This is a genomic window from Plesiocystis pacifica SIR-1, assembly GCF_000170895.1.
GTDB lineage: Bacteria > Myxococcota_A > Polyangia > Nannocystales > Nannocystaceae > Plesiocystis > Plesiocystis pacifica.
On sequence record NZ_ABCS01000062.1, the window covers coordinates 41,996 to 61,810 of the forward strand.

16 protein-coding genes are annotated in these 19,815 nt (G+C 71.5%); 8 read left to right on the forward strand and 8 right to left on the reverse strand.

Features of this window, described 5'->3' with window-relative positions; translation table 11 throughout:
* Positions 1-12: 12 nt before the first annotated feature.
* Positions 13-1,170 (reverse strand): hypothetical protein, encoded by a 1,158-nt coding sequence (locus tag PPSIR1_RS26515; RefSeq protein WP_157596014.1) that lies wholly within the window; start codon positions 1,168-1,170, stop codon positions 13-15.
* Positions 1,171-1,248: 78 nt separating this feature from the next.
* Positions 1,249-1,863, reverse strand: coding sequence for a hypothetical protein (locus PPSIR1_RS26520; RefSeq protein ID WP_006974277.1), 615 nt, complete (start codon positions 1,861-1,863; stop codon positions 1,249-1,251).
* Between the two features lie 198 nt (positions 1,864-2,061).
* Between PPSIR1_RS26520 and PPSIR1_RS26525 the strand changes: the two genes are divergently transcribed.
* The 5 genes from PPSIR1_RS26525 to PPSIR1_RS26545 all read left to right on the forward strand — a co-directional run bounded on the left by PPSIR1_RS26525 (position 2,062) and on the right by PPSIR1_RS26545 (position 7,941).
* Positions 2,062-3,237 (forward strand): AAA family ATPase, encoded by a 1,176-nt coding sequence (locus PPSIR1_RS26525; protein WP_006974278.1) that lies wholly within the window; start codon positions 2,062-2,064, stop codon positions 3,235-3,237.
* A gap of 11 nt (positions 3,238-3,248) precedes the next feature.
* Positions 3,249-3,842, forward strand: coding sequence for a hypothetical protein (locus tag PPSIR1_RS26530; protein ID WP_006974279.1), 594 nt, complete (start codon positions 3,249-3,251; stop codon positions 3,840-3,842).
* A 31-nt stretch (positions 3,843-3,873) separates the two neighbouring features.
* Positions 3,874-6,144 carry a hypothetical protein gene (locus PPSIR1_RS26535; RefSeq protein WP_006974280.1) on the forward strand — a complete coding sequence of 757 codons (2,271 nt, stop codon included), beginning with the start codon at positions 3,874-3,876 and terminating at the stop codon, positions 6,142-6,144.
* Between the two features lie 73 nt (positions 6,145-6,217).
* Positions 6,218-7,204: a helix-turn-helix transcriptional regulator gene (locus PPSIR1_RS26540; protein WP_045116789.1), complete on the forward strand. Its 987-nt coding sequence runs from the start codon at positions 6,218-6,220 to the stop codon at positions 7,202-7,204.
* Positions 7,201-7,941 carry an SDR family oxidoreductase gene (locus PPSIR1_RS26545; protein ID WP_006974282.1) on the forward strand — a complete coding sequence of 247 codons (741 nt, stop codon included), beginning with the start codon at positions 7,201-7,203 and terminating at the stop codon, positions 7,939-7,941. The genes PPSIR1_RS26540 and PPSIR1_RS26545 overlap by 4 nt, the downstream gene beginning before the upstream one ends.
* Positions 7,942-8,242: 301 nt before the next feature.
* Here the strand turns inward: PPSIR1_RS26545 and PPSIR1_RS43870 are convergent, their stop codons facing one another.
* Positions 8,243-8,809: a TetR/AcrR family transcriptional regulator gene (locus tag PPSIR1_RS43870; protein ID WP_006974283.1), complete on the reverse strand. Its 567-nt coding sequence runs from the start codon at positions 8,807-8,809 to the stop codon at positions 8,243-8,245.
* Positions 8,810-8,980: 171 nt separating this feature from the next.
* On the opposite strand from PPSIR1_RS43870, the gene PPSIR1_RS26555 reads away from it, so the two are divergent.
* Positions 8,981-9,877: an NADP-dependent oxidoreductase gene (locus tag PPSIR1_RS26555; RefSeq protein WP_053335427.1), complete on the forward strand. Its 897-nt coding sequence runs from the start codon at positions 8,981-8,983 to the stop codon at positions 9,875-9,877.
* Between the two features lie 78 nt (positions 9,878-9,955).
* Here PPSIR1_RS26555 and PPSIR1_RS26560 read toward each other — a convergent pair whose 3' ends face one another.
* The gene (locus tag PPSIR1_RS26560) at positions 9,956-10,882 is read right to left on the reverse strand and encodes a hypothetical protein (protein WP_006974285.1); all 927 of its coding nucleotides are present in this window, start codon (positions 10,880-10,882) and stop codon (positions 9,956-9,958) included.
* Positions 10,879-12,738 carry a serine/threonine-protein kinase gene (locus PPSIR1_RS26565; protein WP_157596015.1) on the reverse strand — a complete coding sequence of 620 codons (1,860 nt, stop codon included), beginning with the start codon at positions 12,736-12,738 and terminating at the stop codon, positions 10,879-10,881. The genes PPSIR1_RS26560 and PPSIR1_RS26565 overlap by 4 nt, the downstream gene beginning before the upstream one ends.
* A gap of 190 nt (positions 12,739-12,928) precedes the next feature.
* On the opposite strand from PPSIR1_RS26565, the gene PPSIR1_RS26570 reads away from it, so the two are divergent.
* A complete protein-coding gene (locus PPSIR1_RS26570; RefSeq protein ID WP_045116791.1) occupies positions 12,929-13,903 on the forward strand; it encodes a hypothetical protein in 975 nt (324 codons plus the stop codon).
* A 49-nt stretch (positions 13,904-13,952) separates the two neighbouring features.
* The gene (gene cdd / locus PPSIR1_RS26575) at positions 13,953-14,846 is read left to right on the forward strand and encodes a cytidine deaminase (protein WP_006974288.1); all 894 of its coding nucleotides are present in this window, start codon (positions 13,953-13,955) and stop codon (positions 14,844-14,846) included.
* A gap of 10 nt (positions 14,847-14,856) precedes the next feature.
* Here the strand turns inward: cdd and PPSIR1_RS26580 are convergent, their stop codons facing one another.
* The 3 genes from PPSIR1_RS26580 to PPSIR1_RS26590 form a co-directional block, all read right to left on the reverse strand.
* A complete protein-coding gene (locus PPSIR1_RS26580; protein ID WP_006974289.1) occupies positions 14,857-17,406 on the reverse strand; it encodes a penicillin acylase family protein in 2,550 nt (849 codons plus the stop codon).
* 411 nt (positions 17,407-17,817) lie between these two features.
* Positions 17,818-18,210, reverse strand: coding sequence for a sigma factor (locus tag PPSIR1_RS26585; RefSeq protein WP_006974290.1), 393 nt, complete (start codon positions 18,208-18,210; stop codon positions 17,818-17,820).
* Between the two features lie 162 nt (positions 18,211-18,372).
* The gene (locus PPSIR1_RS26590) at positions 18,373-19,743 is read right to left on the reverse strand and encodes a sodium-dependent transporter (protein ID WP_006974291.1); all 1,371 of its coding nucleotides are present in this window, start codon (positions 19,741-19,743) and stop codon (positions 18,373-18,375) included.
* Positions 19,744-19,815 lie beyond the last annotated feature (72 nt).

Consider the following 19,815-nt stretch of genomic DNA (forward strand, 5'->3'; position numbering starts at 1 on the left):
CTACAAAGAGGCTCAGCCCGGCACCAGCAGCCCAGCCCCCGCGATGGTCTGGGCCACGTAGTCCGCCGGCGAGGTCGCGCCGTCCTCGGCGATCATCCACCACTGCTTGCGCAAGCTGCTCAGCAAGTTGGTCCGCTGCTCCTCGGTCATGTCGGGCAAGCGCTTCAACCAGTAGCGGACCTTCTTGGCGTCGAGCTGGGGGGCCCGCTCGATGGCGGCGACGAGGGTCGGGAACTGCTCGCGCAAAGCCGGATCGATCTTCGCGGCCGCCCCGGGCTCCGAGGGCTTCGGCGTGAACCGGCGCAGGATCTCGGCGTAGCCCTCGAGCGCCTCGGCGGACATCAGGCCCATGGCCAGGGTCCAGCTCGGGTCGCTCGCGCTCTGGAGCTCGATGAGCACGACGAGCTCCTTGGCGAGCTCGAGCTGGCCCTCGGCGACGAACACGGGCGCGGCGTAGGCCTGGACGCAGCGCCGACCGCAGGCCTCGCCCACGCCCGCGCTGCACATGGCCTCGGCGACCTCGTCGGCGCGCTCGCCCTGGCCCGCGGCGCAGTAGCTGGCGGCGAAGGTCGAGACCACGGACGCGGTCGGGGCGAGGACGAGGGCCTCGTCGGCCCAGCCCAGGGCCCGCTCGTCGCAACTTCCAGCGGCGCAGGCCAACCAGGCCGCGGACGCGCACCCGCGCACGTCGTGGTCGGCGCAGGCAGCCTGGGCCACGGCGCTCGAGCTCGGCGCGTCGGCGACGGGGCAGGCGAGGAATTCCCCGGCTTCGCAGCTGGCCTTGGCCTCCTCGGGCGAGGCGCCCAGGCGCAGGCCGCAGGCCGTGGGCGAGCCGAGCTCGCAGGCGCGCCCGAGCAGGATCTGGGCCTGCTCGAGGTCCGCGTGGGTCCGCCCGAGCTCGGTGCAGGCCACGGCGCAGCCCGACTCGCACTCGCGCTCGAGGCCGCCGCGCGCCTCGGCGTAGCTCGACGCCAAGCTCTCGAGGTCGGCGCTCGACTGGCTCAGGCGCTGGTCTCGAAAGGCCGCGATCATGGTGGGCGCGCACGCGCTGGGCTTGGACGAGCCGCCCTCGCCCGCGCCCTCCCCCGGGCTCGCCGAGCCTGGCCCCGGATCACAAGCGAGGCTGCCGACGAGACCCAGAGCGAGGAGGGGGAGTGCGCGTCGACCCATGACCCTTCTTACCAGCATGGAGCCACGGACTGCTACGGCCGTGAACGCGCACGCTCGAACTCACTCACCCTCTCGGCGTCAGGGCTGGCAGGCCGGTTGGTTCTTGGCCAGCAGCGGCTGGCAGTCCAGGGGCGTCTCGAGGCCGACGCAGTCGAGGGCCGAGAGGCAGGCCATGTACTCCTCGAAGGCCGCCCCACAGGCCTCGCCATACTGGGCGTAGTAGCCAAAGCTGAGGTTGCACTCGTCGAGGGACTCCCCGAAGTACTGGCTCCCGTAGCACTCGGAGACGAGCTCGGCGTAGGGCGGGCAGGCGTCGCTGTACGCGGGCTCGTCGGTGTCGGCCACACCCACGCCGTCGTTGTCGTCGCTCGAGCCGTCCCCCGTCGAACCGGTCGATCCCGTGCCCATGTCGGTCCCGCCAGTGGACCCCATGTCGGCCCCGCCGGTCGTGCCCATGTCGGTCCCGCCCGTGCCCATGTCGGTCCCGCCCGTCCCCGCGTCGGTCCCCATGTCCGTGGACCCCCCCGTCCCCGCGTCGGTCCCCGCGTCCGTGCTGCCCTCGGCCTCGTCGGCCGTGCCCACCTCGGCGCCCTCGTTGCCGGGGGTCGGGATCGGGGGCAGCTCGTCCTCGGAGCAGGCGAGGCTCAAGGGCGCGGCCAGGAGAAAGAGCAGGTTTCGCGTCGAGGGATCCATGGCGATCGCGCCGAAATGGCGGGGTCATGGTAGCAGGCGCCGGGAATCGAGCGGTGACCCCGTGCGTGTGTGAGGAGGCGCCCCAGCCCGCGGGAACGCCCCGCTCGCGGATTTGCCTGGATGTTCGTCCGGGTGCCCCCTCCGCCCCCACCTGCTACTTTCCCCGAGCAGCCACCGCTCGCCCCAAGGCACTCTCGCATGGCCGCGACCATCACCGTGACGACCGCCGACCTCTCCCCCGCTCCCTCCGTGGCCCCAGCGGCCAACCTCGACGCACCCGACTCGGGCCTGGGTACTGGTGCTGGTGCTGGTGCTGGCGCTGGCGTCGGTCCCGATGCCCACCGCGAGCTCGACCAGAGCGAGCACATCACCCACACCCTCGCACCCCCCATCGACACGGTCGAGGGCGCCGTGTCCGTGGTCCAGCGCCTGCGCGATCGCCTGCGCCTGGCCGTGCGCGGACGCGACGAGGTCATCGAGATGATCATCGTCGCGCTCTTGGCCGACGGCCACGTGCTGCTCGAGGACTACCCCGGCTCGGGCAAGACGACCCTGGCCAAGGCCCTGGGCGACTGCATCATCGACGACCAGCCCCACGACGGCATCGTGACCATCCGGCGCATCCAGTTCACGCCGGACCTGCTGCCCAGCGACGTCACGGGCACGACCATCTTCGACCCCAATACCAACCGCTTCTTCTTCCGCCCGGGCCCGATCTTCGCCCACGTCGTGCTCGCCGACGAGATCAACCGGACCTCGCCCAAGGTCCAGTCGGCCCTGCTCGAGGCCATGGCGGAGAAGCAGGTCACCGTCGACAACCGCACCCGTCAGCTCGACGAGCTGTTCTTCGTCATCGCGACCCAAAACCCGCTGGATCTGGCCGGCACCTTCCCCCTGCCCAGCGCCCAGCTCGATCGTTTCCTGTTCAAGATCGTCATGCGCCACATCGACCGGGCCTCGGAGCTCGACGTGCTGGCGAGCATCAAGAGCCGGCGCTCGGGCGCCGGGAAGGACCTGCCCCGGGTCACGCGCACGGAGATCGTCCACGCCCGCGAGGTCGTCGAGGATCAGGTCTTCGTCGCCGACGCCATCCGCGAGGCCCTGGTCGACATCGCCAACGCCACGCGCCAGCACGAGCAGGTGCTCCAGGGCGTGTCGACGCGCTCGCTGGTCCTGATGATCCCCGCGCTCCAGGCCCGGGCGCTCACCCAGCAGCGCACCTACGTCAGCGCCGACGACGTCGACGTGCTCAGCACCCTGGTGTTCGGCCACCGCCTCGAGCTCGCCCCCGGGGCCGAGGGCATGGCCGCGGTCATCCACGAGTGCAAGGCCGACGCCCTCGAGCGCCTGGCCCGGCTCAGCCTCCAACGGTAAATGGATGCGTCGTGAAGCCCGCCACGCCCCGCGTCTCCGACGACCGCGCCCGGCTCCGGGCCGGCCGCGTCTCGGTGGCCGTGGCCGCGGCGCTGGTGCTCATCGGCGCGCTGCGCTTTGCGACCGACACCCTCCACGAGCTCGACCCCGAGTACTGGCGGGCGCTCGAGGGCGGGCCGCTGCGCTACCTGGTCCGGGCGCCCAGCGACGGCAGCCTGGCCGGGGAGCTCAACGCACAATTTTTCAAGTTGTTGGCCATGCCCGCCGGGCTGGGCCTGGTGTGGCTCGGCTACCGCTTTGGCTCGGGCACCCTCGAGACCAAGGCGGCGCAGTTTCGCGATCCGGTGATCCGCGCGGTGTGGCTGGGCAGCTTCCTCGCGGGCTTCACCCTCATCGAGCTCGAGAAGCAGTTCCACATGCTCGGCATGGGCACGATGATGCTCGAGGGGGAGCGGGCGTGGCTCAACCATGTGATCCACGTGGTCGGCTTTGGCCTGGCGTGGATGCTCGGCTCGGTGCTCGCCTTCGAGCCCCTGCGCCAGGGCGAGCTGGAGCTCGAGCGCGAGCTGGACGCCCTGGTCTCCCAAGCGGAGGCGAAGCCATGATCCGCGTCGTCCGAGCGCTCGGAGGCCAGCCGTGAAGGCGTGGCGCGCCCGCTGGGAGCTCCGCCGCCAGGCCGCCCTCGCGCGCCTGTTCGGCGTCGAGCGAGGCGCCCGGGAGCTCCGCCGCGCCCGCTTCGTCGGCGCGGGCTTGGGCGCGCTGGTCGGCTCCGTCGGCCTCGGCGCCCTGGTCCTCGCCGCCCCGCCCAGCGGCGGCCCTGCACCTGGCGCGCCCGTGGCCCTGGGCGCCGCGAAGGACTTCCAGCGCACGCCGGCCGAGGACGAGGTCTGGGTGCTCTACCACGAGGACAAGCTGCTCACCGCCCGGCGCAAGGTCGAGGCGCTGCTCGAGGACGACCCCGACTCCATCGTCGGCCACTACATCCTCGGCCAGGTGCTGCGCCGCGCCGAGGCCTCCCTGCCCCGGGCCATGCGCGAGCTCGGCAAGGCCCGCGAGCTCTACGAGCGCAAACACAGCCCCAACGTCACCAACGTCCAGAGCACCCCCTGGCTGCTCCACCGCGACATCCTCTACGCCGCCCAGGCCTGCGCCGGCGAGCTCGAGCGCCACGAGTACCAGCTCGACCTGCTCGACTACCACGACTCCCTCTACGACCCGCGGCTGACGGCCGAGCACGCCTGGCCGCTGATGCTCAGCGGCGAGTTCGAGGAGGCGCGCGAGTACGCCGAGAAGGCGACCAAGAGCCGCGACGCCTTCCAGCGCTCCCTGGGCCGCAACGCCCTGTGCGCCATCGAGGGCGAGGCCGGCACCCGGACCGAGCGCTTCGCCGCCTGCCTCGAGGCCTACGATCACGCCGCCGAGGTGGCCAAGGGCGACGACCCCTTCTCGCGCCCCGACGAGCTCAGCTCGACCACGGTCCACGCCTACAACGCCGCGCTCGCGGCCATGAGCGTGCTGCGACCCGACGAGGCCGAGCGCCTGGCCAAGGCCGGCGCGGCGCGCATCGAGTTCACCCCCGCCAACCCCTGGCGCCTGCTGGTCCGCTTCTACACCGACCAGGGCCGGGGCAGCGACGCCGTCGAGGCCCTGCGCGAGATGCAGGCGTGGCGGCGCAAGCAGCCGCCCAACCTGCGCGAGCAGGCCCGGGGCGAGACCGACGCTGCGTTCGCGACCCTGCTGCTCGTCGCGGGCGAGACCGAGACCGGGCTGCGGGTCATCGACCGGGCCATCGCCAACCCCGACCGCCGCGGGTTGACGACCTCGTCCAAGGAGCAGACCCTCGGCGCCCACGCCCTGCTGCGCGTCGCCCTGCGTCGCAGCCACGCCGAGGCCGAGGCCGAGCGCGCCGTGTGGTCGGGGACCGCCGAGGCCCTCGACATCCGCACCGAACAGGCCCGCCGGCGCATGCAGGACTGGGCCGACGCCGAGCGCATCCGCGGGGTGCTCCACGACGACGACGTGCTGCGCCGGACCTTCCGGCCCTACGTCGCGGGCGGCCTCGAGCCCGTGCCCACCTGGCTGCTCGGCGACCTCGTCGACATCCTCGGCCCCGGGGTCGTGTCCGTGGTCCTCGACGACGTGCGCGCGGTCGAGGCCGGGGGCAAGGTCGGCGAGCCCCTGTCGGCGACGGGCGGCGGCGCCCTCGAGCCCTACCTCGACGCCCTCGAGGCCGAGATCGCCCTGGCCCGCGGGCGCGAGCGCGAGGCCCTGAGCCGGGCCGAGTCCGCCCTCGAGAGCCTGCCCGAGTTCGAGTCCCTGCTGCGCGCTCGGGTCGAGGCCGTCGCCGCCGAGGCGGCCCTCGAGCTCGGCAAGGAGCGCGAGGCCCTCGGCCTGCTCGCCTCGGCCATGCAGCGCGACGCGGGCATCATCCGCCGCCGCGGCCTGGCCCTGCCCGCGACCCTCGACATCGAAGCCAGCGGCCCCGTGGCCCAGCGCGTCGTCGACCTGCTCGACGACTCGCCCCGCTTCGACTGGGGCGGCGCCGGGAACTCGCCGGGCTTTCGCGTGGCCGTGCAGGGCTCCGAGCGCAGCGTCGAGGTCTGCCTGCTCGCCCCCGAGGGCGGCGTGCTCAGCTGCGCCAGCACCCCGCCCGAGCCCGGCACCGAGGCGGGCGAAGGCGCCGGCCCGGTCCGCGAGGTCGATGCCGACGGCGAAGCCATCGAGCTCGACGACGACGACTACGCGGCGCTTACCGTCGAGGCCTTCCACCGCCAGGCCTTCGCCATGGCCGTGGGCCTGTCCAACGTCGACCTGGGCTCCCTCGACGGCACCGCGACCATCGCCGAAGAGGCCGCCCGCGAGCGCATGCACGGCCTCCTCGACCAGATGGCGGCGGACGAAAACTAAGCGCCGGCTCCGTGACTTTGGCGCGATCGTTCAAGCGCCGCTTCGGCCCAGGATTTACCTTCGATCTCGGCCGATGCCACGCACACCCGCACCGACGACGCCCGCGCAGGGCACGATGACGAGCCAGGCCCTCACGGCCGTGGTTCGCTCGGCCGCCGCCGCGCGCTTTCCAAGCCTGGATCTCGACGGCCTCGACCGCTTCGACAAGGTCTCCCTGCTCGAGGCCGTGGCCGAGGCCGCCGGGTGGCCCGCCGTCGTCGCCCTCGGCCGGGAGCTCCGCGCCCTCGAGCAGCAGCCGGTCATCCGCGCGCTGCTCCAGACCCCCGAGCCCGAGGCGATCGTCGAGCGCTGGCTCCGGCTCGAGCGCTTTGGTCACTCCCGCAACCGCACCGAGCTCCTGGCCTGCGAGCGCAGCGGCGAGCTCGTGCGCCTGACCCTGCGCCACGTCGCCGTGGACGGCGGCGCCATCGTGGCGGTCAACGATCTCTTCGTCTGGGGGCTGTTCGTCGCCCTCATGGAGAGCGCCGGCTTCGAGGACATCGAGGCCGCCCTGCCCACCGCGGACGCGGCGGCCCCCTTCGTCGTCCACGGCCCGAGCCCGGCTCCCCGCGACGCCGCGCTCCCGAGCGACACCCACACCCTCGCGCTCCAGCTCCGCGCGCCCGCGCAGCCTCTGCCCATCGAGGTTGCAAACGACGAGTCCGCGCCGGATGCCGCCCATGCCCGGCTGGCGGCCCTGCTGCGCCGCGACCTGCTCGCCTCGTGGACGGTCCAGGACGCGGCCCGAGCCCTCGGGATGTCGGCGCGCTCGCTCCAGCGCGCGCTCCAGGGCGAGGGCACGCGCTTTTCGAAGGTCGTGCACCAGACCCGCGTCGACGCGGCCCAGACCCTGCTCACCTCGACGCCGCTCGAGCTGTCCGAGATCGCGTTTTGCGTCGGCTTTGCCGACCAGGCCCACTTCGCGCGCACCTTCCGGAGCCTGTGCGACGTGCCGCCCTCGGCCTACCGCGAGGTCGCAGCCGCGACCACTGGGGTCGAGGCGCGCGGAGGTCCGCGATGAAGCTCGACGGACTCCACGTGCTGATCACCGGCGGGACCGCGGGCATCGGCCTGGCCCTCGCCGAGCGCCTGCTGCGAGAAGGCGCGCGCGTGTCCGTGTGTGGCCGCTCCGAGGCCCGAGCCAAGGCGGCCGCCGAGCGCCTCGGACCCGAGGCGGCGGCGATGACCTGCGACCTGTCCGACCCGGCCCAACACCCGCGCCTGCTCGCGGACGCGGCCGCGGCCAACGGCCCCATCGACGTGCTCGTCAACAACGCCGGCGTTCAGCAGCGCATGGACTTCACCGACCCGCAGCAGCGCCGCGCCATCGCCGACGAGGTCACCATCAACCTCACCGCGCCCATGCTGCTCACCGAGGCCCTGCTGCCCCAGCTGCGCGGCCGCCCCAACGCCGCGATCGTCCAGGTCACCAGCGGCCTGGCCCTCTCGCCCAAGGCCAGCGCCCCGGTCTACTGCGCGACCAAGGCCGGGCTGCGGGCGTTCACCCGGACGCTGCGCTGGCAGCTCGCGGACGCGGCTCCGGGCGTCCGCGTGGTCGAGGTCCTGCCGCCCCTGGTCGACACCGCGATGACCCGCGGGCGCGGGCGCGGCAAGCTGAGCCCGGCCGCCGTCGCCGAGGCGATCGTCCGCGGGCTGCGGGCGGAGCGAAGCGAGATCCACGTCGGCAAGTCGACGCTGCTGCGCGCCCTCGTGCGTCTGTCGCCGTGGCTCGCCAGCCTGGTCACGCGCCGAATGTGAGCCCCGCCGAGTACCGCGTGTCCGAAGTCCGTGCCGGCTTGGAGCGGCACTGGAAGCCGGATCGACAGCACCGATTCGAAGCACCCTGAACCGCGCTCCCTTTAGCCGTCGCGGACGACGCCACAGCCTCCCTGCCCCACGTCCACGACGCAAGGACTGTCAACGAATCACGCCCCCGCTCGCGGGGGCGACCCCATGCCCACTCAAAGGCACGAACCCCATTGCCCCACGACCACAGCGGAGGAGCGGACAGCGACGAAGCGTCCCCGGTCCCGAGACGCTTGCGGGGGCAAAACAGCTCTCAGGCGCCCGCGAGCATCCGGTCCACGGTCTCCTCGAGGCACGCGGCGAGGCGCTCGGGGGTCACCGGCGTCGCCCTGGCGAGCAGGTAGGCCCCCTCGATCGAGGTCATCACCAGCGTCCCGACCTCGAACAGGCGCTCGTGCGGCGCGTCGCTCGAGGACCCGAGCAGCTCGACCAAGGCCTCGAGGCTGTGGGCGTAGTGGGCGTCGAGGCGCTCGCGAACCCCCGCCTCGACGCGGGCGAGGGCGAACAACTCGCGAAACGCAGGAGCCGTCGCGCGGACGGCCTCGTCGCACAGCGAGACCCGAAGGACCGCGCCGAGCGTCACCCCGCCGGCCTGCTCGAGGCCCTGACGCATGGACGCCGAGCACAGCTCGAGGTGGTGCTCGGTGATCCCCACGAGCAGCTGCTCCCGGGACTTGAAGTGGTACTGGACGTTGCTGAGCGACAGCCCGGTGCGTGTCGCGACCTGGCGCATCGTCAGCCCGGTCGAGCCGCGCTCGCGCAGCAGCTCGAGCGCGGCCGCGGCGATCCGCGCGCGCGTGTCTTGGCCTCGTCGGCTCATGGTCCCCCGAGAGAGTAGGTCACTCGACCTTGACAGACTAGGTCGGTCGACCTACTCATTTAGGGTCAATCGACCTAATCGACAAAAACCCCTCTGAGAGTGCCCATGAGCCCTTCAAACACCACTATGCGCGGTCTCGCGCTCGACCTTCGCGCCCACCCTCACGTCCGCATGCGCGACGACCTCAGCTTCCCCTCGCCCAAGGCCGGCGAGGTCCGAGTCCGCGTGACCCACTCGACCATCAACGGCCACGAGTTCGCGCTCGCCAGGGAGCCGCTGCTCCGTCTGCTGGCCTGGCTGCGCCGCGCCCCCGGAGAGGTCCGCACCGGGCTCGAGTTCGCGGGCATCGTCGACACCGACGGGCTCGAGTTCAAAGCGGGCGACGCGGTCATGGGCTACGTCGACATGATCGCCGGGTGGCGCCCCCACGCCGAGTACGTCGCCATCCCCGAGGCCTACCTCGCGCCGGCGCCCGCCGGCATGCCCCTGGCCCAAGCCTCGACCCTACCCATGAGCGGGCTGACGGCCCTCGTCGCCCTCCGCGAGGTGGCCCGCGTGCAGCCGGGCCAGCGCGTGCTGATCGTCGGAGCCTCCGGCGGCGTCGGGGTGATGGCCATCCAGATCGCGCGCATCCTGGGCGCCGAGGTCACCGCCCTCGCCTCTTCCCGCCACCACGCGAGCCTCGCCAAGCTCGGCGCTGCGCGCTGCGTCGACTACCGCGAGACCCCCATATCGGCGCTCCAGGGCTCATTCGACGCGATCTTGGACTTCTCGAGCACCCTGCGTCTGGCCGAGCTCGCCCACTTGCTCACGCCCGAGGGCGTGTTCATCCCAGCCGACCCGATCCGCAACCTCGGCGACGTGCTCCGCTCACGGCGGGCGCGCTGGCTCATGGTCGACAGGGGCGACGGCCCGCGCCTGCGCGAGCTCGGAGCCTGGGTCGAGGCGGGCGAGCTCGTCTCGGTGGTCAGCGAGACCTTCGCCTTTGGCGACTGGGAGCAGGCCGTCGCGCGCAGCCACGAGCGCGGCCGCCTCGGACGGACCGTGCTCGAGCTGGCCAACGCCTGAGTCGCGGACATGGGGCAGGGAGGGCGTGGCGTCGTCCGCGACGGCTAAAGTGGACAGGGAGCACCACGCCATCGCCAACTAACCCGCGACCACGAAGGCCGCGGTGATCTCGTTGGTCCCGCAGGCGTCCACGGCCCGGCCGACCCACAGCCACTGATCGACGGCGAGCTGCTGGGCGTTCCCGTCAAACACGGTCACCCCGGCGCCCTCGATGCTGACGCGCTTCTCCATCCCGCAGCCGCCGTTGGTGACCTCGCAGTCCGTGTCGACGATGGAGGGCGTCCACGGGAGCACCATGTTGGCCTCGAACAAGCTCGAGCCCTCGACGAACACGAAGTCCAGCGAGGCCGTGTCGATGCGCAAGGTGTGGGTGCCGCCCTGGTTCACCGAGGTGACCTCGACGAAGCTCCCGCCGACGTCCGGCACGCCCAGCCCGGGCGTCATGGTGATCGAGCCGCCCTCGAGGTTGCCGCCGCAAAAGCCAAAGGTCAGCTCGACCTGCGCGTCGCTGATGTCGGTGTTGAGCAGGCAGTTGAAGGTGTCGGTGCCGTTGGGGACGCCGCCGGCCCACTCGAGGTCGATGGCGACGTCCACGGTGGGATCGGCCGCGGTGCAGTCGGGGCTGCCCGGCAAGCAGATGCCGCCCATGCACACCAAGCCGGGGAAGCAGTCGTCGGTCGGGCCGCAGGGGCAGCCCTCGGTCGCGACGGGGCACTCCTCGGTCTCCGAGCTCGAGTCCTCCGCGCTGCCCGTCGTGTCGGTGTCCGTGTCGGTGGACTCGCCGCTGTCGGTGTCCGTCGAGGAGTCGCCGTTCGAGCTCGACTCGCCGCTCGAGTCCGTGCCCGACTCGTCCTCGCTCTCGCCCGCGCTCTCGCTGCCCTCGCCGACCTCGTCCGTGCCCTCGCCGTCCGCGATGTAAAAGGGGTTCGGGACCCTCGAGCAGGACAGGCTCGACGCCCCGAGGAGGCCCGCGAGCGCGAGGACGGAGAGCGGACGGCGGCTCACTTGTTCACCAGCTTCAGCCCGTGGGGCTTGGTCATCTCGACGCGGTAGCTGCCGTCTTCCTCGTCGAGGTGGATGCGCCCGGCCTTGACCCAGTCGTCGTCGGGCTTTTGGCGCATGTAGACGGTGTGGCGGCCGAGCGTCAGCTTGACCCGCGAGCGCGGCTCGAGGGTCAGCACGCGGCCGTTGATCTTGACGTAGACGAAGAAGAACTCGTTGGCGACGAACTCGACGGGGACGCGGACCTTGGCGGCGTCGTCGGAGCGCACGGGCCCGGGCGCGACGGCCGAGTCCTCGTCTTCGATGGCCGGCTCGTCCTCGACGACCGGCTCGTCCGCGGGCGCGGGCTCCTCCGGGGCAGGCTCGGCGGGCTCCTCCGGGGCAGGCTCGGCGGGCGCGGGCTGCGTCGGCGCCGGGCTGGGCTCGACGGGCGCGGCCGGCATCGTGGGCGCCTCGTCTTTGGCCGGCGCCTCGTCGGCGGGCCCGTTGATCAACATGGCCGCGATCGCGATGCCGAGGCCGCCGACACCGAGCACGCCCAGGCCGATGAACACCGGCAGGCGCCACTGCGGGCTCGACGAGCGCGCGGGAGCGGGCGGCGGCGCGACCTCGCCGTGGGTCGCCACCATCCCCGCGTTGGTCACGGGCGCGACCATGGCCCCGTTGGTCTGCGGCTGGCTCTGCCCGTCCGGGAGGGTCTCGGCCGCCTCCCGCTGGCCCATGAGCTCGGCGTTGGAGGGCGAGGTCGCCTGCGACCAGCCCTCCCAGGTGTGCGGGCCCGACTGCGAGCCGGCGGCGGGGTGCATGCCGCTGCCGACGCTGTGCAGGCCGGAGGGGTTGGTGCTCAGGGCCGCGTAGGCGCTGGTCGCCGGACCCGGGCCGGCGTTGGTCCCCGAGGGCACCGCCCGCGCCGAGCCCGGCGGGATGAAGCGCTGGACCAGCTGCTGCAGCAGGCCCGAGGCGTTGACGTAGCCCGGCCACGAAAAGAGCAGCTGCAGGGCTTGCTGCGCGCTCTGGGTCCGCTGGGCCTCGTCGGCCGCGAGCATGCCCAGGCGCAGGTGCTCGAGCTGCGCGGGCACGCAGCTGGGGTCGATCTTGAGCGGCGGAATCTCGCCCTCGAGGACCATCGAAAACAGCTTCTCTTGCTCGATCTTCGCCCGGAAGGGCCGGCCGTCGATGAGCTCGTGGAGCATCGCCCCGACGGCGAAGATGTCGACGGTGGGCTTGCGGGTCGCCCGGCGGAACTGCTCGGGCGGCATGTACTGCAGCTTGCCCTTGACGAAGTTGCCCGTGGTCTCCTCCGTCGAGAAGCGGGCGATGCCGAAGTCCATCAGCTTGACCTGACCGTCGGTGGTCAGCATCACGTTCTGCGGCGAGACGTCGCGGTGGATCACCGTCGAGCCGGCCTCGTTGCGCAGCGAGTGGGCGTACTCGAGGGCGCGCAGGACCTCGCCGATGACGTAGGCCGAGACCTCGAGGGGGAGCTTTTGTCCGCGCTTGCCCAGGCCGCGCTCGAGCTGGGCGAGGGTCATGCCCTCGAGCAACTCCATGACCATGAAGCAAGGTCCGCCCTCGGGATCGGGCGTGGCCTCGGCGTGGTAGGTGCGCGTGATGTTGGGGTGCTGCAACATCAGCGAGAGCCGGGCCTCGGCCAGGAACATGTCGCGGTAGCGCGGCTTCTCGGCGAGGTGGGGGAACAACAACTTGAGGGCGAGAACGTCGTGGGGCCCCCCGATAGCACCCGGTCCCGCAGGACGAGCCGACCACACCTCGGCCATTCCGCCGGTGCCGACCTTGCGCAGGAGTTCGTAGGGGCCGAGGGTCTTCACGTCGCCAACACCGAGCGTTCGGGATCGCACGGGTCTGGCGATGGTGCCTGGGCTCGGCGATTTGGACAAGAATCGGGAACGAGCGTGCAGGTTCTTGCCCAGCTCGGTGCCTTGCTGGTAAGGGGCAGTGGTGTCTATTTGGGCCCCTTCGTTCCGGTGTGGTCGTCAACGACGCACCCGGGCCTGGACTGCGTTGATCTTTGGATCTGCGCTCCTGACCATGCCCCGGACCAGCCACGCGGAGGGCCTCGAAGATGACCTCGCAGCGACAGTCGCCGCGCAGGACGGTGACGACGCCGAGGCCTACGCCGTGGCTCGTGACGCTGTCGACAAGGCCAACCTCGCGGTTAACAAAGATCCAGAAAGCAACGTAGCTGATCTTCAGGCCCGCCTCGCCGAGCTCGAGGGCTTCGAGGCCCAGCTCGCCGAGGACCCCGCGACCCGCGAGCTCGTCGAGCTCTCGCGCCTCAACCTCGCCCGGGCCTACCTGGTGATGGAGGACATCGAGCAGGCCGAGGCCGCCATGGATCAGGTCTTGCGCGTCGCGCGAGAAAGGCGGCCAGACGTCGACCAATTCGGGCCGACCTTCGCGGCCTACTACGACGCCCGCCGCGAGGCCCTCGACGGCCTCGGACGTGCGGAGATCGCGGTCGAGTGCGGGGTACCCTGCGAGGTGACCATCGACGCCGTCCCCTCCGCGCCTCAGAGCGGGCCGCTCTACCTGGGCACCTACCGCGTGTGGATCCGCGCGAAAGACGACAGCGCCCTCGAAGAGCGCCACACCGTCGCGCTCGACCAGCCGGGCGAAGTGGTGAGCGTCACCTTCCCCACCGTCGGGCCCGAGCCCGAGCCCGAACCCGAGCCCGAACCCGTCGAGCTCGCGCCGGCCGCCCCCGGGTGGAAGCGCGTGCTCCCCCGCTGGGCCTCGGCGACCCTCGCCGTCGTCGGCGTCGGCGGGCTCGCGGCCGGAGCCGCCATGCTCAGCCTCGACGGGACCTGCCCCGGCGGCTTCGACCCCGTCCGCCAGGCCCAGGACTGCCCCGAGCTCTACGAGAGCACCAACGTCGGCGGGGCGCTCGTGGGCGTGGGCGCGGCCGTGGCCGCGACCGGCGGCGTCATCTTGATCGTCGACGAGGTCCGCGTGGGCAAGCAGTCCGGGCGCCAGGCGACGCTGACCTGGACCGTGCGCTTTTAGGGCTCGGGAACGCCGCTCAGACCGCGCAAAAACTCGCTACCATCGTCGGGTGGAACACCCCGCAGCTCCCGACACCGCGACGGCGCGGCGCCTCGACGCCCGCCTGCGCGGGCCGGGGAGCGTCGCGTGCATCGAGGCCGAGGAGCTGCGCGCCCTCCAGGCCGAGGCCGGCATCGACGAAGACGCGGCCGTGCTCGCGTGCCTGAGCTGGGCGCAGCGCTGGGCCTCGCCGCCGGTGTCCAACTTCCGCGTCGGCGCCGTGGCCCTCGGCGCGTCGGGGCGTGTCTACCTCGGCGCCAACCTCGAGTTCCCGGGGCTGCCGCTCAACCGCACGGTCCACGCGGAGCAGGCGGCGATCACCGTGGCGTGGGTCCACGGCGAGACGGGGCTGCGCGCCCTGGCCACCTCGGCCGCGCCCTGCGGGCACTGCCGGCAGTTCATGCTCGAGCTCCCCGAGCCCCACCCGCGCGTCCTCATCCCCGGGCGCGCGGCCCTGGCCACCGCCGAGCTGCTGCCCGAAGCCTTCGGCCCGGCCGACCTCGGCCGCGAGGCCCAGCTGCTGGTCGCCGCCCACGCCCTGACCCTCGACGCGGGCGAGACCGAGGACCCCCTGGTCCGGGCCGCCCTCGAGGCCGCGGCGCGGAGCAGCTCGCCCTACGCCGAGGCCCCGGCGGGGGTCGCCCTCGAGCTCGCGCCCTCGAGCCCTCGAGCCCAGCGAATCTTCGCCGGCAGCGTCGCCGAGTCCGTCGCCTTCAACCCCAGCCTCGCCCCGATGCAGAGCGCCCTGGTCGCCCTGCACCACGGCGGCGGGCGCATGCGGGCGATCACCCGCGCGGTGCTCGTGGAGCTCGACAAAGCGCCCGTGTCCCAGCTCGACGCCGGGGCGCAGGTGCTCGCCAGCGTCGCCCCAGGCGTGAGCCTGGAGCGCTTCACCTGTCGCTAACGGCCCGCCCTCAGGGGCTGAGGGTGTAGCTGCTCTCCATCGCCGACTCGACCTCGGCGCGGCCAAAGGGCAGCGGCGAGTAGACGCCCTCGACCCAGTCCTCGAGGGTGTCGTCCCAGTGCGGCGTGCCGGGCAGGCCCGAGTTGCCGCGGGGGAAGTTGACCGTGGCCTGGGGCGTGCCGTCCTCGGCGAAGGTCGTGACGATGCGGAAGATCGGCCCGTCCGTGGAGTCGAAGCGCTCGACCGCGTCGCCCCCGGCGCCCGCGTAGAAGTTCGACGAAGACACGTTGAGCGTGTCCTCGCCGCCGTTGGTCGCGACCCAGCCGCCGTCGAGCTCGCCGCCGAAGGGGTTGGCGAAGTAGGTCCCGTGCATGTCGCCCCAGCTGTAGCCCGAAGGATCGATGCCGCCGAAGGTCTCGGTCAGCCACTGCGCCGTGCGCTGCAGGCCCGCGAGCGCGACCTCGGCCTGGCTCGTCTGGATCAGGTTGTCCGTCGAGTAGCCCCCGGTCATCGCCAGGCCGGGGATCTTGAGGATGTAGGGCGGCTCCTCGGCGAATACCAGCGTGAACAAAAAGCCCAGGTCGTCGCCGACGGCCTCGTGGGACATGAAGTGCAGCCACGCGTGCCAGATCAGCGCCGCGGACGAGTCCCGGTCCATGCGCTGGTCCCAGCCCTCGAGCTCGGCGGCGAGGGCCTGGATGTCGGCGTTGCCCTCGTACTCGGCGAGCGCAGGATCGGTGCCGACGGCTTCGGCCGCGTCGAACAGGATGGGCAAGAGCGCGTCCGAGAGCGTGCTGTGGGTGTCGAGCTGCAGCGCCTCCATGTCGGCCTGGGTGACCGCGCCGGCCGCCGTCAGCTCCTCGAAGCGATCGTCGAGCCGCTTGGCCCGCAGGCCCGAGGCGTAGAAGTAGCCGTAGTAGTAGGGGTCGTTGGTGATGTCGCCGTCGAAGGTGAAGCCGAAGGGGTCGTTGTTGGCCGTGCCCACCCACCCGCGGTCCTCGGCCCGGGTCTGCGGCATCTGGGCCTGGCTCAGGTAGCCGTCCCAGTAAGAGCCCGCGTTGTCGCCGTCGATGATCAGGTAGGGCAGGTAGCCCGCCGACAGGTCGCGCTCGGGGACCAGGATGCTGACGCGGTAGGCGATGTCGTCGGCGGTCGCGGCGATGAAGTTGAAGCCGCCGACCTCCATGATGTCGACGGCCTGCTCCCAGGTGTCGATGTCCTCGGCGATGCCCATCTCGAAGAAGCAGCGCTCCTCGGCCGTGGCCTGGAAGCCGGTCCAGTTGACCAGCAGCTGCCGACCCGGGGCCGAGACCGGCAAGGGCAGCAGGGTCTCGGGGACGATGACCCCGTAGCCGGGCACGTCGTGGACCTCGAGCACCACCGGCTCGCCGCCCGCGACCTCGATGACCTCCTCGCGCGTGACCCACTCGACGTAGTCGTCGCCGGCCCACACGCCCTCGTCCTCGACGCGGACGTCCCACAGATCCATGACGTCGCCGAAGTTGGTCGTCGCCGTCCAGTGCAGCTTGCGGTTGTGGCCCAGCTGCACGCCGAGGGTGCCCGCGAAGGAGAAGCCGATCACGTCCTGGGTCCCGCCCTGCCCCGCGTCGGCGCTGTTGAGGTGGACGCCGAACATCAGCGAGGGGCTCTGCAGCGGCTGGTGGGGATCGCCGGCGATCATCGAGCGGCCGGTGTCGGTGTGGCGCCCGTCGATGGCCCAGTTGTTGCTGCCGAAGGGCCCGGGCGGGTCGATGTGGCCCGTGGCCTTGCGCAGCTTGGCGAAGGCCTCGGCCACGGCCTGCTCGGAGTAGGGGTCGGCCGCGCGGGCGGGGATCCGACCCAGCTGCGAGGGCAGCGAGCCCGGGGCCGAGGGCGGGGGCAGCTCGCCGGGCTTCAGGATCGGCGTGTCGAACATCGGCTTGCCGAGCTCGAAGCTCTCCCACACGTCGGGCAGGTTGGTCGACAGCACCGAGGCCAGCAGGTCGCGCTCGAGCTGGTTGGAGTTGCCGAGCATGAACAGCTTGCTGATCGCGAACTCGTCCTCGAGGCTCCAGTTCTCCGGCGTGAAGCCGGCCTCGGCGAAGCCGTAGGGCAGCGGCTGGGTCCCCGCGTTGACCTCGTCGACGTAGGCGTTGACGCCGGCCACGAAGGACACCGCGGCGTTGTAGAACGCGGGCGAGTCCTCGCGCAGGCGCTCGGCGTTGAGCGAGCCGTAGTGGCGCAGGTTGAAGGTCCGCGAGGTCACGTCCTGGTCGACGAAGTCCTCGCCGAGCACCTCGGCCTGACGCCCGAGGGCCCGCCGACGCAGCAGCGCCATCTGGAACAGGCGCTCGCTGGCCATGTGGTAGCCTTGGGCGTAGAGCACGTCGTTGTCGGTCTGGCCGTAGATGTGGGGGATGCCGCGGTCGTCGACGAGGATCTCGACCTCGGCCGTGAGCCCCGGGAAGCTCTCGAAGGGCTCGATCGGCTCCTCCTCGCCCGTCGTGTCCGAGCCGTTCTCATCGTCGGCGCCGAGCTCCTCGCCGTCGTCTGTACAGCCCGCGAGCAGGGCCAGGCTCAAGAGAGGAAGGACGAGACCGCGGGAAGCAAAACGAAGCACGGCTCCGTCTAGCAAGGCCCTCGCGCGAGGGTCAACGAAAACAGCGTGCAAACACGGGTTTAGCGGCCTTTCCGGGGCCGGCGCCGCGTCCATGCTCGACCACTCGAGCAACCGTTCACGCGGTTTCAGAGGGTCGGCCAAAACGAGTTTGGCCGCCCCTCTGTCTATTTTGCCGTCGTGGACGACGCCACGCCCTCCCTGCCCCACGTCCACGACTCACAGGGCCGTCGTGGACGACGCCACGCCCTCCCTGCCCCACGTCCACGACTCAGAGGGCCGTCGTGGACGACGCCACGCCCTCCCTGCCCCACGTCCACGACTCAGAGGGCCGTCGTGGACGACGCCACGCCCTCCCTGCCCCACGTCCACGACTCACATCAACTCAAAGTCGCTGCTCTCTTCGGCGCGGCTGCTCGCCGCCCGCTGCGGCTGGCTGCGCGGCTGCTCGCCGCCCCGGGCCACGTCGAAGCCCTGCGCGTCGAACTCGAGGGCGCGCATGGTCGTGCGTCGGCGCGAGGCCCTCAGCCCCTCGATGCGGGCGATGTTCGTCACCCAGCGACCGAAGGCGGCGTCGTCTTCGGGCTGGAACTCGGGCAGCCGGCGCCAGATCGACGCGTTGGTGTGGCGCGCCAGCTCCTGGGCCCGAGCCAGCTCGTGACGAGCCGCGAAGTAGCGCACCAGCCACAGCTCCAGGTTGAGCGCGAGCTGCTCGCCGCCCCCCGAAGGGTCCTCCATGTAGTCGCGGTAAAGCGCGTCTAGCTCCACCCCTGAAGTCTACTCGGATTCCTCGGGCCGACCCCTGGCCGGACGGACGAAGTTGGAATTTCCCTTCGCGCAATCTTTCGCGAACTGTGGCCATTCACCACAGGTGTCGTTTTCGACTGCCCGACTGGCCGACCGGGCGTCGCCGGCACCCCCCGCCCCGAGTCAAAACAGGCCGATGGCGTGGAGCATGACCACGACGATGGCCGCGGGAACGACGTAGCGCAGGACCTGAAGCCACAGGACGTACAGGCCTTGGAGCTTGCCCAGGGTCGAGCCCGCCTCGAACTGCACGCGCCGCGCCTCGTCGCCGAGCTTCCAGGCCGCGAACACCGAGATGCCCAGGCCGCACAGCGGCAGCATCCAGTTGCTCGACACGTAGTCGAAGAGATCGAACCAGGACTTGCCGATGGCCGCCTCCATGCCCGAACCAAAGGTCGCGGTCGAGAAGGTCAGGGCCGAGGGCACGCCGAGCAAGGTGATCGTCAGGCCACACACGGGGACCGCCAGGGTCCGCGACCAGCCCAGCTCGTCGACGAAGTAGGCCGAGCAGACCTCGAGCAGGGAGATGGCCGAGGTCAGCGCGGCGAACACCAGCAGCAGGAAGAAGATCAGCGCCCAGATCGTGCTCCCGGGGATCTGCGCGAAGGCCATGGGGATGTTGGTGAACACCAGGCTGGGGCCGGCCTCGGGCTCCATGCCGTAGGTGAAGGTGATCGGGAAGAGCACCAGGCAGGCCATGATCGCGACCAGGGTGTCGATGATCGTGATCGCCACCGAGGCCCCGATGATGTCGTCGTCTTTGCGCAGGTAGGAGCCGTAGGTCAGCATCGCGCCCATGCCGACGCTGAGCGTGAAGAAGGAGTGGCCCAGGGCCTCGAGGATGCTGCCCGCGCCGAGCTTGTCGGTGTGGAAGCCGAACACGAAGTTGAAGCCCTCGCCGAAGCCCTCGAGGGTGGTCGCGTAGACCAAAAGGGCCAGGAACATCAACAGCAGCAGGGGCATGAGCACGCGCGCGGCGATCTCGACCCCCTTTTGCACGCCGCCGATGACGATGGCGACGGTCAGGGCCATGAACGCCACGTGCCACAGCGTGGCCCCGGGCCCGTCCCCGGAGACCTCGCCGAAGCGCTCCGACATCAGCGCGGGGTTGCCCGAGGACATCTCGCCCTTGGCCGCGATCACCACGTACTCGAGGGCCCAGCCCGCGACCACGGAGTAGTAGGACAGGATCACGAAGCCCGAGAGCACCCCGAGCCAGCCGACGCCCTGCCACAGCGACTTCTCCCCGTCGAGCTTGCGGAAGGCGCCCACCGGTGAACGCTGGGTCATGCGGCCGAGCATGACCTCGCCGATCATGATCGGCAGGCCGACGAGCACGATGCAGATCAGGTAGATGATGACGAACAAGCCGCCGCCGTTTTCACCGGTGATGTAGGGGAACTTCCAGACGTTGCCCAGACCGACCGCGGAGCCCGCGGCCGCCAGGATGAAGCCGATCTTCGAGCCCCACTCACCGCGACGTTCCTGCGCCATGCCCCCGGTGTCGCTGGCCCGGGGGGCTCCTGTCAAGGCAGAGGCAACGAGCCCTGCCCAGACCTAGTACCG